Consider the following 16,049-nt stretch of genomic DNA (forward strand, 5'->3'; position numbering starts at 1 on the left):
GGGGGGGGGGGGGGGTTCGTTTCTGGTCGCCTTCTATTCGGGAGGAGTGTGTGGCGACTCGGGATGCGGCTGGGTTGTTCGATCAGAGCTCGTTCGCGAAGTTGGAGGTTTCGGGGTTCGAGGCGTTGCAGGCTCTGGCGGGGAACGACCTTGGTAAGCCTGTGGGGGCTGTGGTTTATACGCAGTTGCTCAATGGGCGGGGTGGGGTCGAGGCGGATGTCACTATCACCCGGTTGGGGGAGGATCGGTTCAGGGTGGTCAGTGGGACCGCGTTCGGGGTGCATGATGCGGGGCTGCTGCGGCGGCATGGGGTTGAGGTCAGGGATGTTACCTCGGCTTATGCCTGCTACTGCCTGTGGGGGCCGAAGGCGTACGAGATCCTGGCGGGGTTGACTGACGACGACCTGAGCTTCGGGTACATGAAGGCGCGGGAGATCAGTGTCGGGTTTGTGCCGGTGCTGGCGCAGCGGGTGACGTTTGTGGGGGAGTTCGGATGGGAGTTGTACTGTCCCGCCGAGTATGGGCTGACCTTGTGGGACACGCTGATGGCGGCGGGGGCGCCGCTGGGGATGCGGCCGGCCGGGTATCGGGCGATCGATTCGATGCGGCTGGAGAAGGGGTATCGGGTGTGGGGGCTCGACATCACGCCGGAGACCACGCCGTTGGAGGCGGGGTTGGGGTTCGCCGTCCGTCCTGAGCGGCGGGCCGGGATGAAGAAGCCGGAGAGCGAGCTGGCCTGCCTGCTGCTGGACGGCGGACGGGATGTCGCGCTGGGAGGGGAGCCGGTCCGGTTGGCGGGTAAGCCCGTGTCGCGGGTCACCAGCGGCGGATACGGCCATCGAGTCGATCGCGCGATCGCCTACGCGTATCTGCCGGTCGGCGCGTCCCAGGCCGAGGTGTGGGTCAACGGGAAGTGGATCGGAGCGGATGTCACGATCGGGCCGGTGTACGACCCGAGTCATGAGCGAATCCGCGCCACCCCCTGGAAATGATCACGGAGGCAGTTCGTCGCGGGTCGGCAGGCCCTGCCAGGTGCTCGGGCTTGCCACCGCGAAAGCCGCCAGCGCGATCCCCCGCTTGAGCCGATCCGACGGATGCGAGTCATCCAGCAGCGCACTCAGATACCCGGCCACGAACGCCCCACCGACCTCCGTCGGATCGACCACCGTCACCGGAGCCGCCTGCGTGTCGTACCGAAAACCGTCCACCGTCGCGCTCGCGCCCTTCGACCCGCGCGTCACCACCAGCTCTCGGAGTGATCCAATGGCGGTATCGACCAGGTCCAGCTCGTCCTGATTGGCGAAGAGCACGTCCGCCGAGCGCGCCAACTCGGTCAACCCTTCCCTGGCCTCCTCCACGGTCTCCCACAGATAGGCCCGATGGTTGACATCCACCGACACCAGCACCCCGGCGTCTTTCGCCAGCTTGACCGCATGATGCACCGCACTCCAGGTGAACCCGCTCAACGCCGGAGTGATCCCGGTCACATGCAGGATCCGCGCGGATTGGATCGCTCCCGCCGGAACATCTCCGGTCGAAAGCCGCGATCCAGCCGACCCCTCCCGATAGTGCACCGCGTGCGCGACTCGCCCGATCCGCCGCTGCCGTAACACGATCCCGCTCGACGCGGTCTCGTCCACCCGCATGTGGCCGGTCCCGATCCCCTCCCCGCGCAGCACGGTGAGCGTCCGCACCCCGATCTCGTCGTCGCTCACCCGCCCGAGAAACTCCACCGAGTGCCCGAGCCGCGCCAGCCCGACCGCGACGGTCAGCTCGGCGCCCTCCACATCCAGCCGTGCGGTCATATCGTGGCGGATCCGCTCGGCCGAGATGACACCCAGCACCTCGCCCAGCGTGAACACGTCGCTCATGTACAGGTCTTTCCTAGATCTCTGGTCTCGGGGGCAGGGGCTCGATGGTCCACGACGCGCCGTCCAGGCTCCAGAGCAGCTGGTTCTCCGAATCCCACTTCTTGGGGGCGTCGGTGGTCGGGCGCGGATGCATGTCCCGCTCGTCCAAGGCCGCTTTGTACGCCTTCCAGGCCTGCCGGTACGCCCGCCGCGCCTCAAGGTCGTCGTCGGAGTACATCTCCGGCGGGGTCTGCTCCTGCCGGGTCTCGCCATCGGGGAACAGCGTCTGCCAGCGATCGCTGCTGCTCATCCGGCTGCTCGCCCGGAACTCCAGGGCGCCGTCCGGCAGCCAGCGCCACCGGACCGCCCAGCCGCGCGCGTGGAGCGTTCCGTCCGCGCGCGTGTCCACCGCGACCCGCGGCAGGGCCAAAGCCCATGGCCGGAAGTAGGCCGCGAAGCTCTCCGCCACCGTTGTTGGCTCCATACCTCAGGATGATCTCAAGTTTCTCGCATAAACGGTGATAATTGCCCAAATCGCAACACGGGCACGGCTCTCAGGTCGAGAGCAGTGCCCGTGCCCGGCGGAGGCCGGTCGGCGGTTTCTAGCGGGTCTCGTCGGTTCGGTGGGCGTGGCGGCCACCGGCGACGAGCCGGTCCGAATCTTCCGGAACCCGGTCGAAACTCTGCGTCCTATCGGTTTCCGGATCCGGGTCGAACGCGTCGTCCTCCGTCCGTGCCTGGTGCGGAACCGGTCGCTGGTCGCGATCGTCCACTCCGTCGTGGTCGTTGTCGACAGCCGGATCGGCCGGGTGACCGGCCGTGTCGAGCCGTCGTTCCAGGTCCCGCTTTTCGTTTTCCAGTCGCGAGACGCGGTCGCGTTCGGCCAGCCGCGTCGTCCGCCGACGCCTGCGGCGCAGCGCGGATCGGCGCATCCCTCCCACGACCAGAGCCAGGCCGATCAGAAGCGCCATCGCGGTGGCGGCGCCGGCCAGGAACACCTCTACCGAAGTCAGGCTGAACGTCCAGTCCAGGACGGAAACGTTGGTGGTGACCGCGCTATCTATCGCGGACACCTCGATCAGGGCCGCCGCCGCGACCACGATCAGAAGAAGTCCCAGCAGAACCATGTGTGTCACCCCTAGCTGATGTGGTTGACGTGGGCGAATCCCGTCTGCCCCGGAAGCCACGGATCATGCGTTCAGGACGGTGATCGCCCGGCCTTCCAAAGTGAGCGCGTCGGCGGCATGGCCCGCGAGCTGGGTGAACAGGGTCGCGCGCTCCTCGACGGTGAGCGGTTCCGCCTTGGCGGCGAGCTCGAAGGTCTCCGCCGCGAGGGCGGCCAGCCGGGGGGCCGCCGCCGAGCCCTGGGTGGCCTGGAGGGTCATGTGCTCCTCCAGGATTTCGGCGAAACGGCCGAGCTGGGGGATGGCGGGGGTGAGGGCGGCCGTCGCGAGGGCGGACCAGGCGGTGGCGGCCTGGCGGTAGAGGTCGGCCGCTTCGGTCAGGCGGTCGGCGACGAGGGGGGCCGCCTCGTCCAGGAAGTCGGCGTAGACCGGGCGGGTGGCGCCGGGGGAGCCGTACTCGATCTCCAGGCAGACGTGCAGGCGGGCCAGGGCGGAGAAGAGCGCGCCCGGCGAGCTGAACCTGGAGAGCCAGCCTTTCTTGCCGGTGGTGTCGCCAAGCTGTTCCACCAGGCGGCGCATGCCGGACAGGCCCATGTTGACGTCGAAGGAGTTGCCCAGGACGGGCCCGGTGAGGTGGGCGACCGTGGTGCGAATCGCCTCCTCGATCGCGGGGGCGGTCTCGACAGCGCCGGGCTGGAGGGCGAGCAGGTGGTGCCTGCCCTTGCGGTGCCGGGCCCAGGCGCTCTCCAGGATGGACAGCGGGATGCGCTCGGGGGTGGTGCGCTCGTCGTATATATAAACGGTGTCGCGGTCGAGACCGATGACGGCGACCTCGTAGCCGTCGCCGAACGGCAGCCCCGGGTGCCAGGGCAGCGCGTGCCGGTCGACCCGGCAGATGGCGGCGCGGCCGTCGCCCAGCACCTCGCGCAGGTGCCCCTCGGCGATCCTCGCACTGCCGGTCCGCCGGATCTCGTAGCCGATCCCCGCCCGGGTGAGCGCCGCCGGGATGAACGGCTCCGGATGGTGCTGCGTGACGATCGTCATGGTCGTCATCTCGGTGTACTCGAAAATGGCGTACAAGAAGCCGATGCCGCCGCCGAGCCCGGCCAGCATCGCCTCGCTGTACGGCTCCCCGCTGTGCGGCGCGACCACGCCGGCCTGCCGCAGCACCCGGGCCAGCAGCGCGGAGTCGTGGTGCACGCCGCCCCCGGTGGCCGGATACTCCGGCAACACCGCCGGATCCACCGGCGGATTGGCCGCGGCGAGCACCTGCCGCCGCGCCGTGGTGTACGCCTCGCCGGTCCTGGCCATGCGCTCGCGGACCAGCCGCTTGAAAGTCTTGCCCTCGGTCATCTGAACCGCGTCCCATCAGGCCTGATGACAGCCGACGACGGGTCCACGCTCCGTCGCGGACGTCGGTGGCCTGACATCTACGCAGCCGGAAATGACCGCCCCGAGGACACGATCCCCTTTGCCCCCGCACGGCCGATGGGCGTGGACCACCGGTTAGGAGGTTGGGCGCGAGACGTCGCCCGACCCCTTTTCTACCATCCGGCCCTTGACGATCGCCATGCCCAGCAGCGCCCCGGCGACGTACCAGAACAGATCGGGGGCGTTGAAGGTGGACCCGAACACCAGCCGGGCCAGGCCGCTCCGCGCGGACAGCTCCGCCGGAATGCCGGTGAGCTGGAAGAACTCCACCGCCCAGCTGACTCCCACGGCCGTCAAAGTAGCCCAAAGAGGACGGAGCCAGTAGGCCACGAGCGCGTAGATCAATGTCGCGTAGAGCGCGACTCCCGCGTATTTGGCGAAGTCACCGCCGGCGAACGCGTGTACGCCGAGACCCAGCGCCAGCACGACGGGCACCGCGAGCCAAGGTCTCATCACGACACAGATGATCCCGCATCCGCTGGGTAGGGCCTACTCCATGAACGAGTTGCAGCAGGTGGAAGAGGAACTGGCCCGCCTTCGCCGGCAGGCTCGCGAACTGCGGGAGCAGATCGGGGAAGGACCCACCGATCCCGCGGAGATAGCCATGCTCATCGCGAACGCGGACCAGTTGGACGCCCTGGCGGAGAACATGGAGATCCGCCGCCAGGTCTTGCTCAACGAACGGTAGCTATGCCTTCGGTGCCGGTACGGCCCGGCGCGGCCGTACCGGCACCTCCGGCCGTCACTGGTAGACGCGCACGTAGTCCACGAGCATCCGCTGCGGGAGCACGGTCGTGCCGTCCGGCGGGCCCGGCCAGTCGCCGCCCACCGCGTTGTTCAGAATGATGAAGAACGGGTGGTCGAAGACCCAGGGCCCTCTGGTCGCCTCAAGCGAGGCCCGGTCCACGGTGTGGACCGTGTTGCCGTCCATGGTGAACTTCATGCCGGTGCTGTTCCACTCCACCGCGTACACGTGGAAGGCGCTGGCGAAGTCCCCGGCGATCGTGTACGGCGAGCCGAATCCGCCCGCCCCGAAGTACGCGGGCGCGTGGATGGTCGAATAGGTGGTGTTCGGGATGCGGCCGATGTGCTCCATGATGTCGATCTCCCCGACGTACGGCCAGGGGCGGCCCTGGTCGAAGAAGTCGGCGCCGAGCATCCAGAACGCGGGCCACAGGCCGGTGGTGCCGGACACCTTGATCCGGGCCTCCACCTTGCCGTAGGTGAAGCTGAACTTGCCGTAGGTGTTGATCCGCGACGAGGTGTACTGGCACGGGCCGCCGGGGCAGGCCGAACCGGCCACGGTCTGGCGGCGGGCCTCCATGACCAGGTTGCCGGCGCCGTCGGTGGAGGCGTTGTCGTGGTTGGTGTAGTACTGCAGCTCGTTGTTGACGCCGGGGCCGATCTCGGGCTGCCAGCGGGCGGCGTTCGGCTTGGTGCCGGCCGCCTCGTTGAACTCGTCGCTCCAGACGAGCTGCGGGGGGTTGCGGGGGTCGGGCGGCAGCGGCGGCGGGGTGATCGGGGCGCCCCCGGTGCCGTACACCTGGAACTCCCAGAGCGAGTAGCCGTAGGGGGTGGCGCGCTGGGTGCCGTACATCCGGACGTAGCGTCCTGAACCGGTTACGGTCAGGGTCTGCTTGAAGCCGGTGCCGGTGGTCGTGGTGTAGATCGGCGTCCAGTCGACGGCGTCGTTGGACGTCTGGATCTGGAACGCGCGGGCGTAGGCCGGGTCCCACTGCAGGACGACCCGCCTGATCTGGGCGACCGCGCCCAGGTCCACGTAGATCCAGCCCGGGTCCACCCAGCCGGTGGTCGAGCTCGTCGCCCAGCGGCTGGCCGGGTCACGGTCGAAGGCGCGGGCGGGCGTGCACTGGAAGCAGTTCCCGTCGCTCTGCGACGTCGAGGCGAAGCCAGGCTTGTTGTACGAAAGCAGGACTTCGGTCCCCGGCGACGGAGAAGGCGAGGGCGACGGGCTGGGCGAGGGCGACGGGCTGGGCGAGGGCGAAGGCGAAGGCGAGGGCGACGTCGGCGGGCCCGAACCCGTCCTGACCGCGACCTCCCAGAGCGAGTAACCGAACGCGGTCGCCCGCTGGGTGCCGTTGACCCGCAGGTAACGGCCGGTCCCGGTGACATCCAGGTTCTCGGTGCCGCCGGGCCCGGTGGTGGTCGAGTAGATGTTCGTCCACCCGCTGGTCCCGTTGGCCGACACCTGGATCTGGTACGCCCGGGCGAATGCGGTCTCCCAGCTGAGCGTCACCCCGCAGATGGACTGCGAGGAGCCGAGGTCCACCTGGATCCACTGCGGGTCGCTGGCCGCGCTGGACCAGCGGGTGCCGGGGTTGGCGTCGAACGCGGCCGACGCGGGGAAGGTGGCGTTCTGGATCGAGGACGCGGTGGCGGGCCGGCCCTGGGCGGCGTTGGCGGTGCCACAGCCGCTGGTGCCGACCGGGCTGCCGTACACCTGGAATTCCCAGAGCGAGTAACCCCAGGCGGTGGCCCGCTGGGTGCCGTTCATCCGGACATAGCGCCCGGTCCCGGACACGTTAATCGTCTGCACGCCGCCGGTGCCGGTGGTCGTGCTGTACATGTTCGTCCAGGTGGTGCCGTTCGCCGAGATCTGCAGCTGGAACGCTCGGGCGTAGGCGGGCTCCCAGTTCAGGATGACCTGCGACACGGTGGCCTGGAGGCCCAGGTCCACTTGGATCCATTGCGGATCGGCGAAAAGGCTGCCCCAACGGGTGCCGGCGTTGCCGTCCACGGCCGCGGCGGGCGTGAACGCGCCTTCCGAGGAGGACGCGGTGGCGGTTTTGCCCTGCGAGAGCAGGGTGTCGGCGGCGGCGGCGGGGACAGCGACGAAATAGGAAACGACCAGGGCGAACGCGGCAAGCAGTCCTAATCGGACGCGTGCGTGCATGGAACCTCCTCGATGGGAGCAACCAACCAGGACAGGCCGCGCCGGGCCGAGCGAGTGCGGGGAAGCGCTCTCGGACACTGAGAGTGCTCGCGATTCAGTACTACTGTCAAGGGTTGAATTAACATGTGAGAAACCCTTGAGACGTGCGAGAGAACGCTTTCTCCGGCCCGGAAGATCTCAATTTCAGACCGCTGACGTGCGGATATGTCGGAAAAATCAAGAGAAGGTGCCCAAGAGGTTACGACGATCGTTATCTCGGAACCCATTGACAACTTTCGGGAGCCAGGACCAACCTCACTCCAGGGAACGTTCTCTTCATGATCATAAATAGGAAGGTTCCAACCGAATGTTCACACTCCCTCGCCGCCGCGTGACGCGGCTCGTCGTGCCCCTGATCGCCGCATCCGTCCTGGCCGCCTGCGGTGGCGAGGCCCCGGCCCCCAGCGGTGGCGCGTCCGCTTCCGCGCCGGCGGAGAACATCACCCTGACGGTCGCGCTGTTCAGCGACTTCCACTTCGCGCCGCTGTACGAGGCGTTCAAGAAGATCCACCCGAACGTCACCATCACCGAGCGCCGCTCGCAGTTCAACGACCACCACAACAACCTGGTCACCCAGCTCGCCACCGGCGCCGGCGCGGCCGACGTGGTCGCGGTCGAGGGCGGCTTCATCACCACCTTCCAGCAGGTCCCGGACAAGTTCCACAACCTCGCCGACTACGGCCTCAGCTCCCGCCAGTCCGAGTACCTGGACTGGAAGTGGCAGCTCGGCCTCTCCGCCGACGGCAAGACGCTGCTCGGCCTCGGCACCGACGTCGGCGGCCTGGCCATGTGCTACCGCCCCGACCTGTTCAAGAAGGCCGGCCTGCCCGGCGACCGCGAGTCCGTCTCCGCCCTCTGGCCCACCTGGGACGCCTACGTCGAGACCGGCAAGAAGTTCGTCGCCGCCGACGTGAAGGGCGCCGCCTTCACCGACGGCCCCGGCGAGCACTTCCGCGCCATGGTCGAGCAGGCCCCCGTCGGCTTCTACGACACCTCCAACAACCTGGTCGTGGCCACCAACCCGGACGTCAAGAAGGCGTTCGACATGGGCGTCTCGATGATCCAGAACAAGCTGTCCGGCAAGCTCACCGCGTTCACCCCCGAGTGGACCACCGGCATCGCCAAGGGCACCTTCGCCACCATGGTCTGCCCGGCCTGGAAGACCGGCGTGATCAAGGACCAGAAGCCCGGCGAGGGCACCTGGGACATCGCCTCCGTGCCCGGCGGCGGCGGCAACCAGGGCGGCACCCACCTGATGGCCCCCAAGCAGGGCAAGCACCCCAAGGAGGCGGCCGAGCTGATCAACTTCCTGACCAGCAAGGAGAGCCAGCTCACCCTCTGGAAGGACGCCAGCGCGCTGCCCTCGCTGCCCTCCCTGTACGAGGACCCGGCGGTCTCCACCTTTGTCAACCCGTACTTCGGCGACGCGCCGATCGGCAAGATCTTCACCGACGCGGCCAAGGCGCTCAAGCCCCAGCACACCGGCCCCAAGTCCGGTGACGTGCTGCTCGCCATGGGCAACGGCCTGAGCCGGGTCGAACTGCAGAACCAGGCGCCGGAAGAGGCCTGGGCGCAGGCGGTCTCGGACGCGGAAAAGATCAAGTAGCTGACCTGGGTGGCCGGGCGCGTCCCGGCCACCCGGATCATCCCCTAAGGAGCCGCCATGGCCACGCGTGCCCCGGACCGCCCGACCGCGCCGCCGCGTCCCGCTGGGAAACGACGCCGGTTCAACGGGCGGCACTGGCGCTATCAGGCCGACGTCAAGGGTTCGCCGTACGCCTACGTCACGCCGTTCTTTCTGCTGTTCTGCGCCTTCGGGCTGTTCCCGCTGCTCTACACGGCCTGGGTCAGCCTGCACGAGTGGACGCTGCTCCAGGACGAGCATCCGTTCGTCGGCCTGGACAACTTCACGGCGGTCGTCCAGGACTCCTACTTCTGGAACGCCACCTTCAACACCCTGTCGATCGGCATCCTGTCCACCGCGCCGCAGCTGCTGCTGGCGATCTGGCTGGCCCACCTGCTGAACCGGCCGCTGCGGTCGCAGACCCTGTTCCGGGTCACCCTGCTGCTGCCGAACGTGACCAGCGTGGTGGCCGTGGTGGTCATCTTCGGTCAGATCTTCGGGCGCGACTTCGGGCTGCTCAACTGGGTGCTCTCGCTGTTCGGAGCCGGCGAGATCGACTGGCGGGCCGGGACCGGGACCTCGCACATCGCCATCTCGACCATGATCATGTGGCGCTGGACCGGGTACAACGCGCTCATCCTGCTGGCGGCCATGCAGGCCGTACCCCGGGAACTGTACGAGGCCGCCACCATCGACGGCGCGAGCAACATGACCCAGCTACGCAAGATCACCATCCCGATGATCAGGCCGACCATCATCTTCGTGGTCATCACCTCGACCATCGGCGCCATGCAGATCTTCGCCGAGCCGCTGCTGTTCGGCGCGTACAGCGTCACCGGCGGCCAGGACCGGCAGTACCAGACGCTGGCGCTGTTCATCTACGAGAACTTCACCCGGCTGGACTTCGGCTACGCCTCGGCCATCTCCTGGATGATGTTCCTGTTCATCATCGTGATCGCCGGGATCAACTTCCTGCTCACCAGCAGGACGAAGGGGGATCTGCGATGAGGGCTGCGAAGGGCATGCGGCTCACCTATCTCACCCTGATGGGCGTCGCCTTCTTCACCGCGCTGCCGCTCTACTTCAGCATCGTGGTGGCCTCCCGGGACAACGCCGCGCTGGCCCAGGTGCCGCCGCCGCTGATCCCCGGCGCGAACTTCTTCGAGAACATCGCCCGGGTCTTCGAGACCGTGCCGTTCGCGCTGGCCATGCTCAACTCGGTGATCGTGTCGGGGTCCATCGCGGTGGCGGTGATGTTCTTCTCCACCCTGGCCGGATTCGCCTTCGCCAAGCTGCGCTTCCGCGGCAGGAACGCGCTGCTGCTGATCACCGTGGGCACCATGATGGTGCCGTCGCTGCTCGGCATGATCCCGCTCTACATGCTGATGGTGAAGCTGGAGTGGACCGGCAGCATCTACGCGCTGATCGTGCCCGGCCTGGTCAACGCGTTCGGCGTGTTCTTCATGACGCAGTACCTGTCCCGCGCCCTGCCCACCGAACTGCTGGAGGCGGGCCGGGTGGACGGCTGCACCACCTGGGGCCTGGTCTGGCACGTGGTCTTCCCGGCCGCGCGCCCGGCGGCGGCGGTGCTCGGCATGCTCACGTTCATGAACGCCTGGAACGACTACATGTGGCCGCTGCTCGTGCTCACCCCGGAGAACCCGACAGTCCAGGTGGCCCTGTCCACCCTCGCCGCGGGCTATGTCAACGACTACGTGATGGGCCTGGCCGGTACGGCACTCGGCACGCTGCCGCTGGTCATCGTCTTCGCGCTGCTCGGCAAACACATCATCGGAGGAATCATGCAGGGAGCGGTCAAGGGATGACGTCGACCATAGAGACTCGGGGGCACGGGAAGACGGAGCCCTCGACACAGGCTCGTTCCGTGGTCTTTCCGGACGGCTTCATCTGGGGCGCGGCCACCGCCTCCTACCAGATCGAGGGAGCCGCGCGCGAGGACGGCCGCGGGCCGTCGATCTGGGACACCTTCTCCCGCACGCCCGGCCGGGTGACCGACGGGCACACCGGCGACGTGGCCTGCGACCACTACCACCGGTACCGCGAGGACGTCGGGCTGATGGCCGGGCTCGGGCTGGGCGTGTACCGCTTCTCCACGGCGTGGCCGAGGATCGTGCCGGACGGGTCAGGGCCGGTCAATCCGCGTGGGCTGGATTTCTACGACAAACTGGTGGACGAGTTGCTGGGGGCGGGGATCACGCCCTATGTCACGCTCTACCACTGGGATCTTCCGCAGAATCTGGAGGATCGGGGTGGCTGGGCCAACCGGGACACCGCCTATCGGTTCGGGGACTACGCGCGAGCCGTACACGCGCGGCTCGGTGACCGGGTGCGGACCTGGACCACGCTGAACGAGCCCTGGGTGGCGGCGTTCCTCGGCTACTGCAGCGGCGTGCACGCGCCCGGCCGCAAGTCGGAGGCGGACGCGTTCAAGGCGACGCACCATCTGCTGCTCGCGCACGGGCTGGCCGCGCAGGAACTGACCGGGGAACTCGCCCTCACCCTCAACCTGGCGCCGGTGGTCACGCCGGCCCAGGCGCTGGACCCCACGGTGGTGCTCTCCGACGTCGACCAGGAGGCAGTGAACCGGATCGACGCGCTGCTCAACCGGCAGTTCATCGACCCGGCACTGCGCGGCGCGTACCCGCCCGAGGTCCTGGAGATCGCCGAACGGCACGGCGGCCTCGGCCACATCAAGGACGGCGACCTGGAGATCATCAACCAGCCGATCGACCTGCTGGGCATCAACTACTACAACCCGTGCATCGTCGAGGCCGCCCCCGGCACCCCCGCCAACGTCGCCTACCCGGGCTCGGAGGGCATCGGCTTCGCCAGCCTGGACGTGCCCTCCACCGCGATGGGCTGGCCCATCATCCCGTCCGGGCTCTCCTCCCTGCTGGTACGGCTCAGCCAGGACTACCCCGAAGTCGGCCTGATCGTCACCGAGAACGGCGCCGCCTTCGACGACGTCGTGGTCGGCGACCGAGTGCCGGACACCGACCGGGTAGCCTACCTGGACGGCCACCTGAGGGCCGCGCACGCCGCCATCGAGGCGGGCGCGGACCTGCGGGGTTACCTCGTCTGGTCCCTGCTGGACAATTTCGAATGGGCCGAGGGCTACCACCTGAGGTTCGGCATCGTCCGCGTCGACTACGGCACCCAGCGCCGCGTACTCAAAGACAGCGCGCTGTGGTACCGCGGGGTCATCCAGCGAAATGGGATTGATTGACTACTCTCCGCCCTGAAAGACGGGGATTCCTCGCGTCGCCACGGGAGTTCCTGCTTCGTCGCCGACTGCCGAAGGGAGGACCCTTGCGGTCTGACATCAGCTCCACAGGCCGACACGGCAAGACCTGCCGCCAGAATGTTCTTCGCGGCGTTGACGTCCCTGTCGTGCAGGGCACCGCAGCCGGGACACGCCCATACGCGCGTCCCGAGGTTGAGCGTGGGGAGCAGATGCCCGCACGCGCTACAGGTCTTCGAGCTGGGATACCAGCGGTCGATCACGATCAGGTGCCGACCGGCTCTGGCCGCCTTGTATTCGACCACGCGGCGGAAGGTTCCCCATCCGCAGTCGGAGATGGCCTTGGCCAGCGCGCGGTTGCGGACCATGTTCTTCACGGCCAGGTCTTCGAGCACGATCACGTCGTGGCCGCGAACCAGCCGGGTGGAGGTGCGGTGCAGGAAATCCGCCCGGGACGCGCGGACCTTCCGGTGAGCCCTGGCGACCTTCGCCCTGGCCTTGTTCCGATTGCTGGAGCCCTTGACTTTGCGGGCCATGCGTCGCTGGTTGCGGGCCCGCCGGGCCAGGTGGCCAGGGTTGGCGATCTTCACGCCGTCGGAGGTGACGGCGAAGTCCTTGATGCCCATGTCCACGCCGGCCACCGCGCCGGTGGCCGGAAGCGGTGTGGGTTCCTCCACGTCTACGGCGAAGGAGACGTACCAGCGTCCGCACGGGTCCCGGGAGATCGTCACCGTGGTCGGGTTGATGGCCGCCGCGTCCACGCCGGGCCAGGACCACACGAAGGTGAGGGGCGTGCCCATCTTGGCCAGGAGCAGTCGCCCGTCGCGGTAGCAGAACCCCGATCGTGTGTACTCGGCCGACTGACGGCCGCTACGGGACTTGTACCGCGGGTATTTGGCGCGTTTAGCGAAGAAATTGCTGAACGCGACCTGCTAGTGCCGGATCACCTGCTGCAACGGGACCGAGGACACCTCGTTCAGCCAGGACAGGTCGTCGGTGGTTTTCATCGCGGTCAGATAGGCATTGGCCTGCGTGAAGCTGGTGCAGGTCTGGTCGCCGTGGAAGCGGGCGCGCCGCCAGGCCAAGGTGCGGTTCCAGACGACGCGCACACATCCGAACGTGCGGTTCAGCACCGCCGCCTGTTCGGGTGTCGGGTAAACCCGGCACTTGTACGCCGCCCTCATAGATCAATCTTAACGGAACAGAGGGTAATGGATAAGCTACCATCCGGCACAGCGTCGTGTTTCCTGCCTGGTCTGGAGGCCGGGGTCTCCAGGCTGGAGCGGCGATGAAACGTCCTACCTTGGAGGCGGTCGCCGCCAGGGCCGGTGTGTCCAAGTCGACCGTCTCCCGGGTTGTGAACGGCGACACCACGGTGACGCCTGATTTCCGCGAAGTCGTGCTGCGTGCGGTCAACGAGTTGGGGTATGTGCCCAACTCGGTGGCTCGCAGTCTGGTCACCCAGCGGACCAACTCGATCGCGCTCATCATCTCCGATCCGCCCGCGGGGCTCTTCTCCGACGATCCGATGTTCTCCACCGTGGTCCGGTCGGCCAGCCGGGCGCTGGAGGCGGCCAGCAAGCAGGTCGTGCTGATGCTGGCCGGCTCGGACGAGAGCCGGTTGCGGGTGCAGGAGTACATCGCCGCCGGGCATGTGGACGGGGTCATGCTGGTGTCCTTCTACGGCGCCGATCCGCTGCCGGCGGCGCTGGTGCGGATGGGGTTGCCGATCGCGTCGTTCGGGAAGCCGGTGTCGGCGCCGTCGGTGCCGTACGTGGACAACGACAACCATGACGGGGCCGCGCAGGCGGTCCGGCACCTGCTGGGGCGGGGGCGGCGGCGGATCGCGACGATCTCCGGGCCGCTGGACATGATCGCGGCGCAGGACCGGCTGACGGGATACCGGGACACGCTTCGCGACACCGGGCGGCGGTCGATCATCGCGGTCGGGGACTTCACCCGGGTCTCCGGCGATCAGGCCATGGACCAGCTGCTGGAGGACGATCCGGGGCTGGACGCGGTGTTCGCGGCCAACGACCTGATGGCGATCGGCGCGCTGCACGCGCTGCGGCGGGCCGGGCGGCGGGTGCCGGACGATGTGGCCGTGGTCGGGTATGACGACATAGAGGCCGCGCTGTACACCGATCCGCCGCTGACCACTGTGCGCAGCCCGATGGCGAATCAGGCGCTGGCCGTGGTCAGTCAGCTGCTGGGCCTGTTCGAGGGCGGGTCGACCGATCCCGTCATCATGCCGACGGAACTGGTGGTGCGGGAGTCGAGCTAGGTATCACCCTGCAGTAAGCAAATGCACCAATTCGAGCTGGTAATAGTGTATTGATGCATTCACGGACGCTTGGGGAGCATATGTCCGTAAAGCTCGGATTGGTGGACCTGCGGGACGCCGAATACTCCTACCTTGACGCGCGGGGGCATGTCTACCTCGATTACACGGGGTCAGGGCTGCCCTCGCGGCACCAGATCCGCGCCCACGCCGAACGGGTCATCGGCGGATGCTACGGGAATCCGCACTCGGAGAATCCGACCTCCAGCGCGGCCACTGAGCTGGTGGAACGCACCCGCGCGGCCATTCTCGCCTACTTCAACGCCGCACCCGACGAGTACGCGGTGATCTTCACCTCGAACGCCACCGGGGCCTGCCGGCTGGTCGGCGAGGCCTATCCGTTCGGGCCGGACACCCCGCTCGTCCTCACCAGCGACAACCACAATTCGGTCAACGGCATCCGCGAGTACGCGCGGGCGCGCGGCGCGGACGTGACCACGGTCGGCCTGGTCAGCCCCGAGCTGCGGGTCGACGAAGGGGAACTCCTCTACGCGCTCGAAGGCAGCCGTGGCCTGCTCGCCTTTCCCGCGCAGAGCAACTTCACCGGGGTACGGCATCCGCTGCGCTGGGTCACCGAGGCGCGGAACCGGGGCTACGACGTTCTGCTGGACGCCGCCGCCTTCGTCCCCGCCAACCGTCTCGACCTCAGCGAGATCCAGCCGGACTTCGTGCCGGTCAGCTGGTACAAGGTCTTCGGCTATCCGACCGGCGTCGGCTGCCTGATCGCCCGCCGCGAGGCTTTATCGCGACTTATCCGGCCATGGTTCGCGGGTGGCACCATCAAGGCCGTCAGCGCGCTCGGCAACTGGCATGTCTTCAACGAGGACGAGAGCGCCTTCGAGGACGGCACTCTCAACTTCCTCTCCATCCCCGACGTCGAGATCGGTCTCGGCTGGATCGCCAGCGTCGGCATCGACGCCATCCACGACCACGTCACCGCCCTGACCGGCGTCCTCCTGAACCGCCTCACCGAGCTCCGCCACAGCAATGGCGCTCCCTTCGTCAGCGTCTACGGCCCAACCGACACCCGCGACCGAGGGGCCATCGTCACCTTCAACTTCCGCACCCCCGACGGCGACATCGTCGACGAACGCCAGGTCGCCCGCTCCTCCGCCGCCGTCGGCATCTCCCTGCGCACGGGCTGCTTCTGCAACCCCGGCGCAGGCGAACGCGCCTTCGCCATCGACGAATCCCTCCTGGCCGGCCCCTACTTCCATGCCGACCTGACCCTCGACGACTACCTCCACGCCCTCGGCCTCCCCAGCGGCGGCGCCGTCCGCGTCTCCCTCGGCATCGCCTCCAACCTCACCGACATCGACCGCTTCATCACGTACGCGAAATCGGAGTACCTAGACCGAGTCCCGGACTACGCGGGACTGGCCCCGCGACTTCGCTGCTAAGGGCTCGCAGGAAGTTAACCCATAGGTTCACAAGTCTCTGACCTCGACAAACCCTTTGTGAGCG

At 67.9% G+C, this 16,049-nt stretch carries 14 protein-coding genes and 1 pseudogene; 8 read left to right on the forward strand and 7 right to left on the reverse strand.

Annotated features, from left to right (window positions below):
- Positions 1–35 precede the first annotated feature (35 nt).
- A complete protein-coding gene (locus tag Acor_RS42420) occupies positions 36–992 on the forward strand; it encodes an aminomethyl transferase family protein (RefSeq protein WP_479688462.1) in 957 nt (318 codons plus the stop codon).
- Here the strand turns inward: Acor_RS42420 and Acor_RS30970 are convergent, their stop codons facing one another.
- From Acor_RS30970 to Acor_RS30990, 5 genes are all read right to left on the reverse strand, one after another.
- Positions 993–1,871 carry a sugar kinase gene (locus tag Acor_RS30970; RefSeq protein ID WP_155340310.1) on the reverse strand — a complete coding sequence of 293 codons (879 nt, stop codon included), beginning with the start codon at positions 1,869–1,871 and terminating at the stop codon, positions 993–995.
- Positions 1,872–1,884: 13 nt separating this feature from the next.
- On the reverse strand, positions 1,885–2,319 hold the full coding sequence (locus Acor_RS30975) for a hypothetical protein (RefSeq protein WP_170317155.1): 435 nt from the start codon (positions 2,317–2,319) through the stop codon (positions 1,885–1,887).
- A 133-nt stretch (positions 2,320–2,452) separates the two neighbouring features.
- Positions 2,453–2,977 carry a hypothetical protein gene (locus tag Acor_RS30980; RefSeq protein ID WP_155340312.1) on the reverse strand — a complete coding sequence of 175 codons (525 nt, stop codon included), beginning with the start codon at positions 2,975–2,977 and terminating at the stop codon, positions 2,453–2,455.
- 63 nt (positions 2,978–3,040) lie between these two features.
- Positions 3,041–4,327 (reverse strand): BtrH N-terminal domain-containing protein, encoded by a 1,287-nt coding sequence (locus tag Acor_RS30985; RefSeq protein WP_155340313.1) that lies wholly within the window; start codon positions 4,325–4,327, stop codon positions 3,041–3,043.
- Between the two features lie 153 nt (positions 4,328–4,480).
- Positions 4,481–4,858: a ribosomal maturation YjgA family protein gene (locus Acor_RS30990; RefSeq protein WP_155340336.1), complete on the reverse strand. Its 378-nt coding sequence runs from the start codon at positions 4,856–4,858 to the stop codon at positions 4,481–4,483.
- A 43-nt stretch (positions 4,859–4,901) separates the two neighbouring features.
- On the opposite strand from Acor_RS30990, the gene Acor_RS30995 reads away from it, so the two are divergent.
- A complete protein-coding gene (locus Acor_RS30995; protein WP_155340314.1) occupies positions 4,902–5,093 on the forward strand; it encodes a hypothetical protein in 192 nt (63 codons plus the stop codon).
- Positions 5,094–5,147: 54 nt separating this feature from the next.
- On the opposite strand, the gene Acor_RS31000 is transcribed toward Acor_RS30995, so the two are convergent.
- Entirely contained in the window at positions 5,148–7,319 is a 2,172-nt protein-coding gene (locus Acor_RS31000) for a discoidin domain-containing protein (protein ID WP_155340315.1), read from the reverse strand.
- A gap of 370 nt (positions 7,320–7,689) precedes the next feature.
- Between Acor_RS31000 and Acor_RS31005 the strand changes: the two genes are divergently transcribed.
- Genes Acor_RS31005 through Acor_RS31020 form a run of 4 tightly spaced genes read left to right on the forward strand, consistent with a single transcriptional unit; the run spans position 7,690 to position 12,229 of the window.
- Positions 7,690–8,964 (forward strand): ABC transporter substrate-binding protein, encoded by a 1,275-nt coding sequence (locus tag Acor_RS31005; protein ID WP_246239363.1) that lies wholly within the window; start codon positions 7,690–7,692, stop codon positions 8,962–8,964.
- 57 nt (positions 8,965–9,021) lie between these two features.
- Entirely contained in the window at positions 9,022–9,990 is a 969-nt protein-coding gene (locus tag Acor_RS31010) for a carbohydrate ABC transporter permease (protein WP_155340317.1), read from the forward strand.
- Positions 9,987–10,808: a carbohydrate ABC transporter permease gene (locus Acor_RS31015; RefSeq protein ID WP_246239364.1), complete on the forward strand. Its 822-nt coding sequence runs from the start codon at positions 9,987–9,989 to the stop codon at positions 10,806–10,808. The genes Acor_RS31010 and Acor_RS31015 overlap by 4 nt, the downstream gene beginning before the upstream one ends.
- 59 nt (positions 10,809–10,867) lie before the next feature.
- A complete protein-coding gene (locus Acor_RS31020) occupies positions 10,868–12,229 on the forward strand; it encodes a GH1 family beta-glucosidase (RefSeq protein WP_246239365.1) in 1,362 nt (453 codons plus the stop codon).
- On the opposite strand, the pseudogene Acor_RS31025 reads toward Acor_RS31020, so the two are convergent.
- Positions 12,204–13,428 (reverse strand): annotated as a pseudogene (locus tag Acor_RS31025) (RNA-guided endonuclease InsQ/TnpB family protein). The gene Acor_RS31020 and the pseudogene Acor_RS31025 sit on opposite strands and share 26 nt — an antisense overlap.
- Positions 13,429–13,532: 104 nt before the next feature.
- Between Acor_RS31025 and Acor_RS31030 the strand changes: the two are divergent.
- Both Acor_RS31030 and Acor_RS31035 read left to right on the forward strand, forming a co-directional pair.
- Positions 13,533–14,528, forward strand: coding sequence for a LacI family DNA-binding transcriptional regulator (locus Acor_RS31030; protein ID WP_155340319.1), 996 nt, complete (start codon positions 13,533–13,535; stop codon positions 14,526–14,528).
- 80 nt (positions 14,529–14,608) lie between these two features.
- Positions 14,609–15,985: an aminotransferase class V-fold PLP-dependent enzyme gene (locus Acor_RS31035; RefSeq protein WP_246239366.1), complete on the forward strand. Its 1,377-nt coding sequence runs from the start codon at positions 14,609–14,611 to the stop codon at positions 15,983–15,985.
- Positions 15,986–16,049 lie beyond the last annotated feature (64 nt).

The sequence above is a fragment of the Acrocarpospora corrugata genome (assembly GCF_009687845.1).
Lineage (GTDB): Bacteria > Actinomycetota > Actinomycetes > Streptosporangiales > Streptosporangiaceae > Acrocarpospora > Acrocarpospora corrugata.

Excerpts from the sequence above, each read along its gene's own strand:
- Acor_RS30970 (WP_155340310.1), bottom strand. The coding sequence starts at position 1,871 with ATGAGCGACGTGTTCACGCTGGGCGAGGTGCTGGGTGTCATCTCGGCC.
- Acor_RS30980 (WP_155340312.1), bottom strand. The coding sequence starts at position 2,977 with ATGGTTCTGCTGGGACTTCTTCTGATCGTGGTCGCGGCGGCGGCCCTG.
- Acor_RS30985 (WP_155340313.1), bottom strand. The coding sequence starts at position 4,327 with ATGACCGAGGGCAAGACTTTCAAGCGGCTGGTCCGCGAGCGCATGGCC.
- Acor_RS30990 (WP_155340336.1), bottom strand. The coding sequence starts at position 4,858 with ATGAGACCTTGGCTCGCGGTGCCCGTCGTGCTGGCGCTGGGTCTCGGC.
- Acor_RS30995 (WP_155340314.1), top strand. The coding sequence starts at position 4,902 with ATGAACGAGTTGCAGCAGGTGGAAGAGGAACTGGCCCGCCTTCGCCGG.
- Acor_RS31000 (WP_155340315.1), bottom strand. The coding sequence starts at position 7,319 with ATGCACGCACGCGTCCGATTAGGACTGCTTGCCGCGTTCGCCCTGGTC.
- Acor_RS31010 (WP_155340317.1), top strand. The coding sequence starts at position 9,022 with ATGGCCACGCGTGCCCCGGACCGCCCGACCGCGCCGCCGCGTCCCGCT.
- Acor_RS31015 (WP_246239364.1), top strand. The coding sequence starts at position 9,987 with ATGAGGGCTGCGAAGGGCATGCGGCTCACCTATCTCACCCTGATGGGC.
- Acor_RS31030 (WP_155340319.1), top strand. The coding sequence starts at position 13,533 with ATGAAACGTCCTACCTTGGAGGCGGTCGCCGCCAGGGCCGGTGTGTCC.
- Acor_RS31035 (WP_246239366.1), top strand. The coding sequence starts at position 14,609 with ATGTCCGTAAAGCTCGGATTGGTGGACCTGCGGGACGCCGAATACTCC.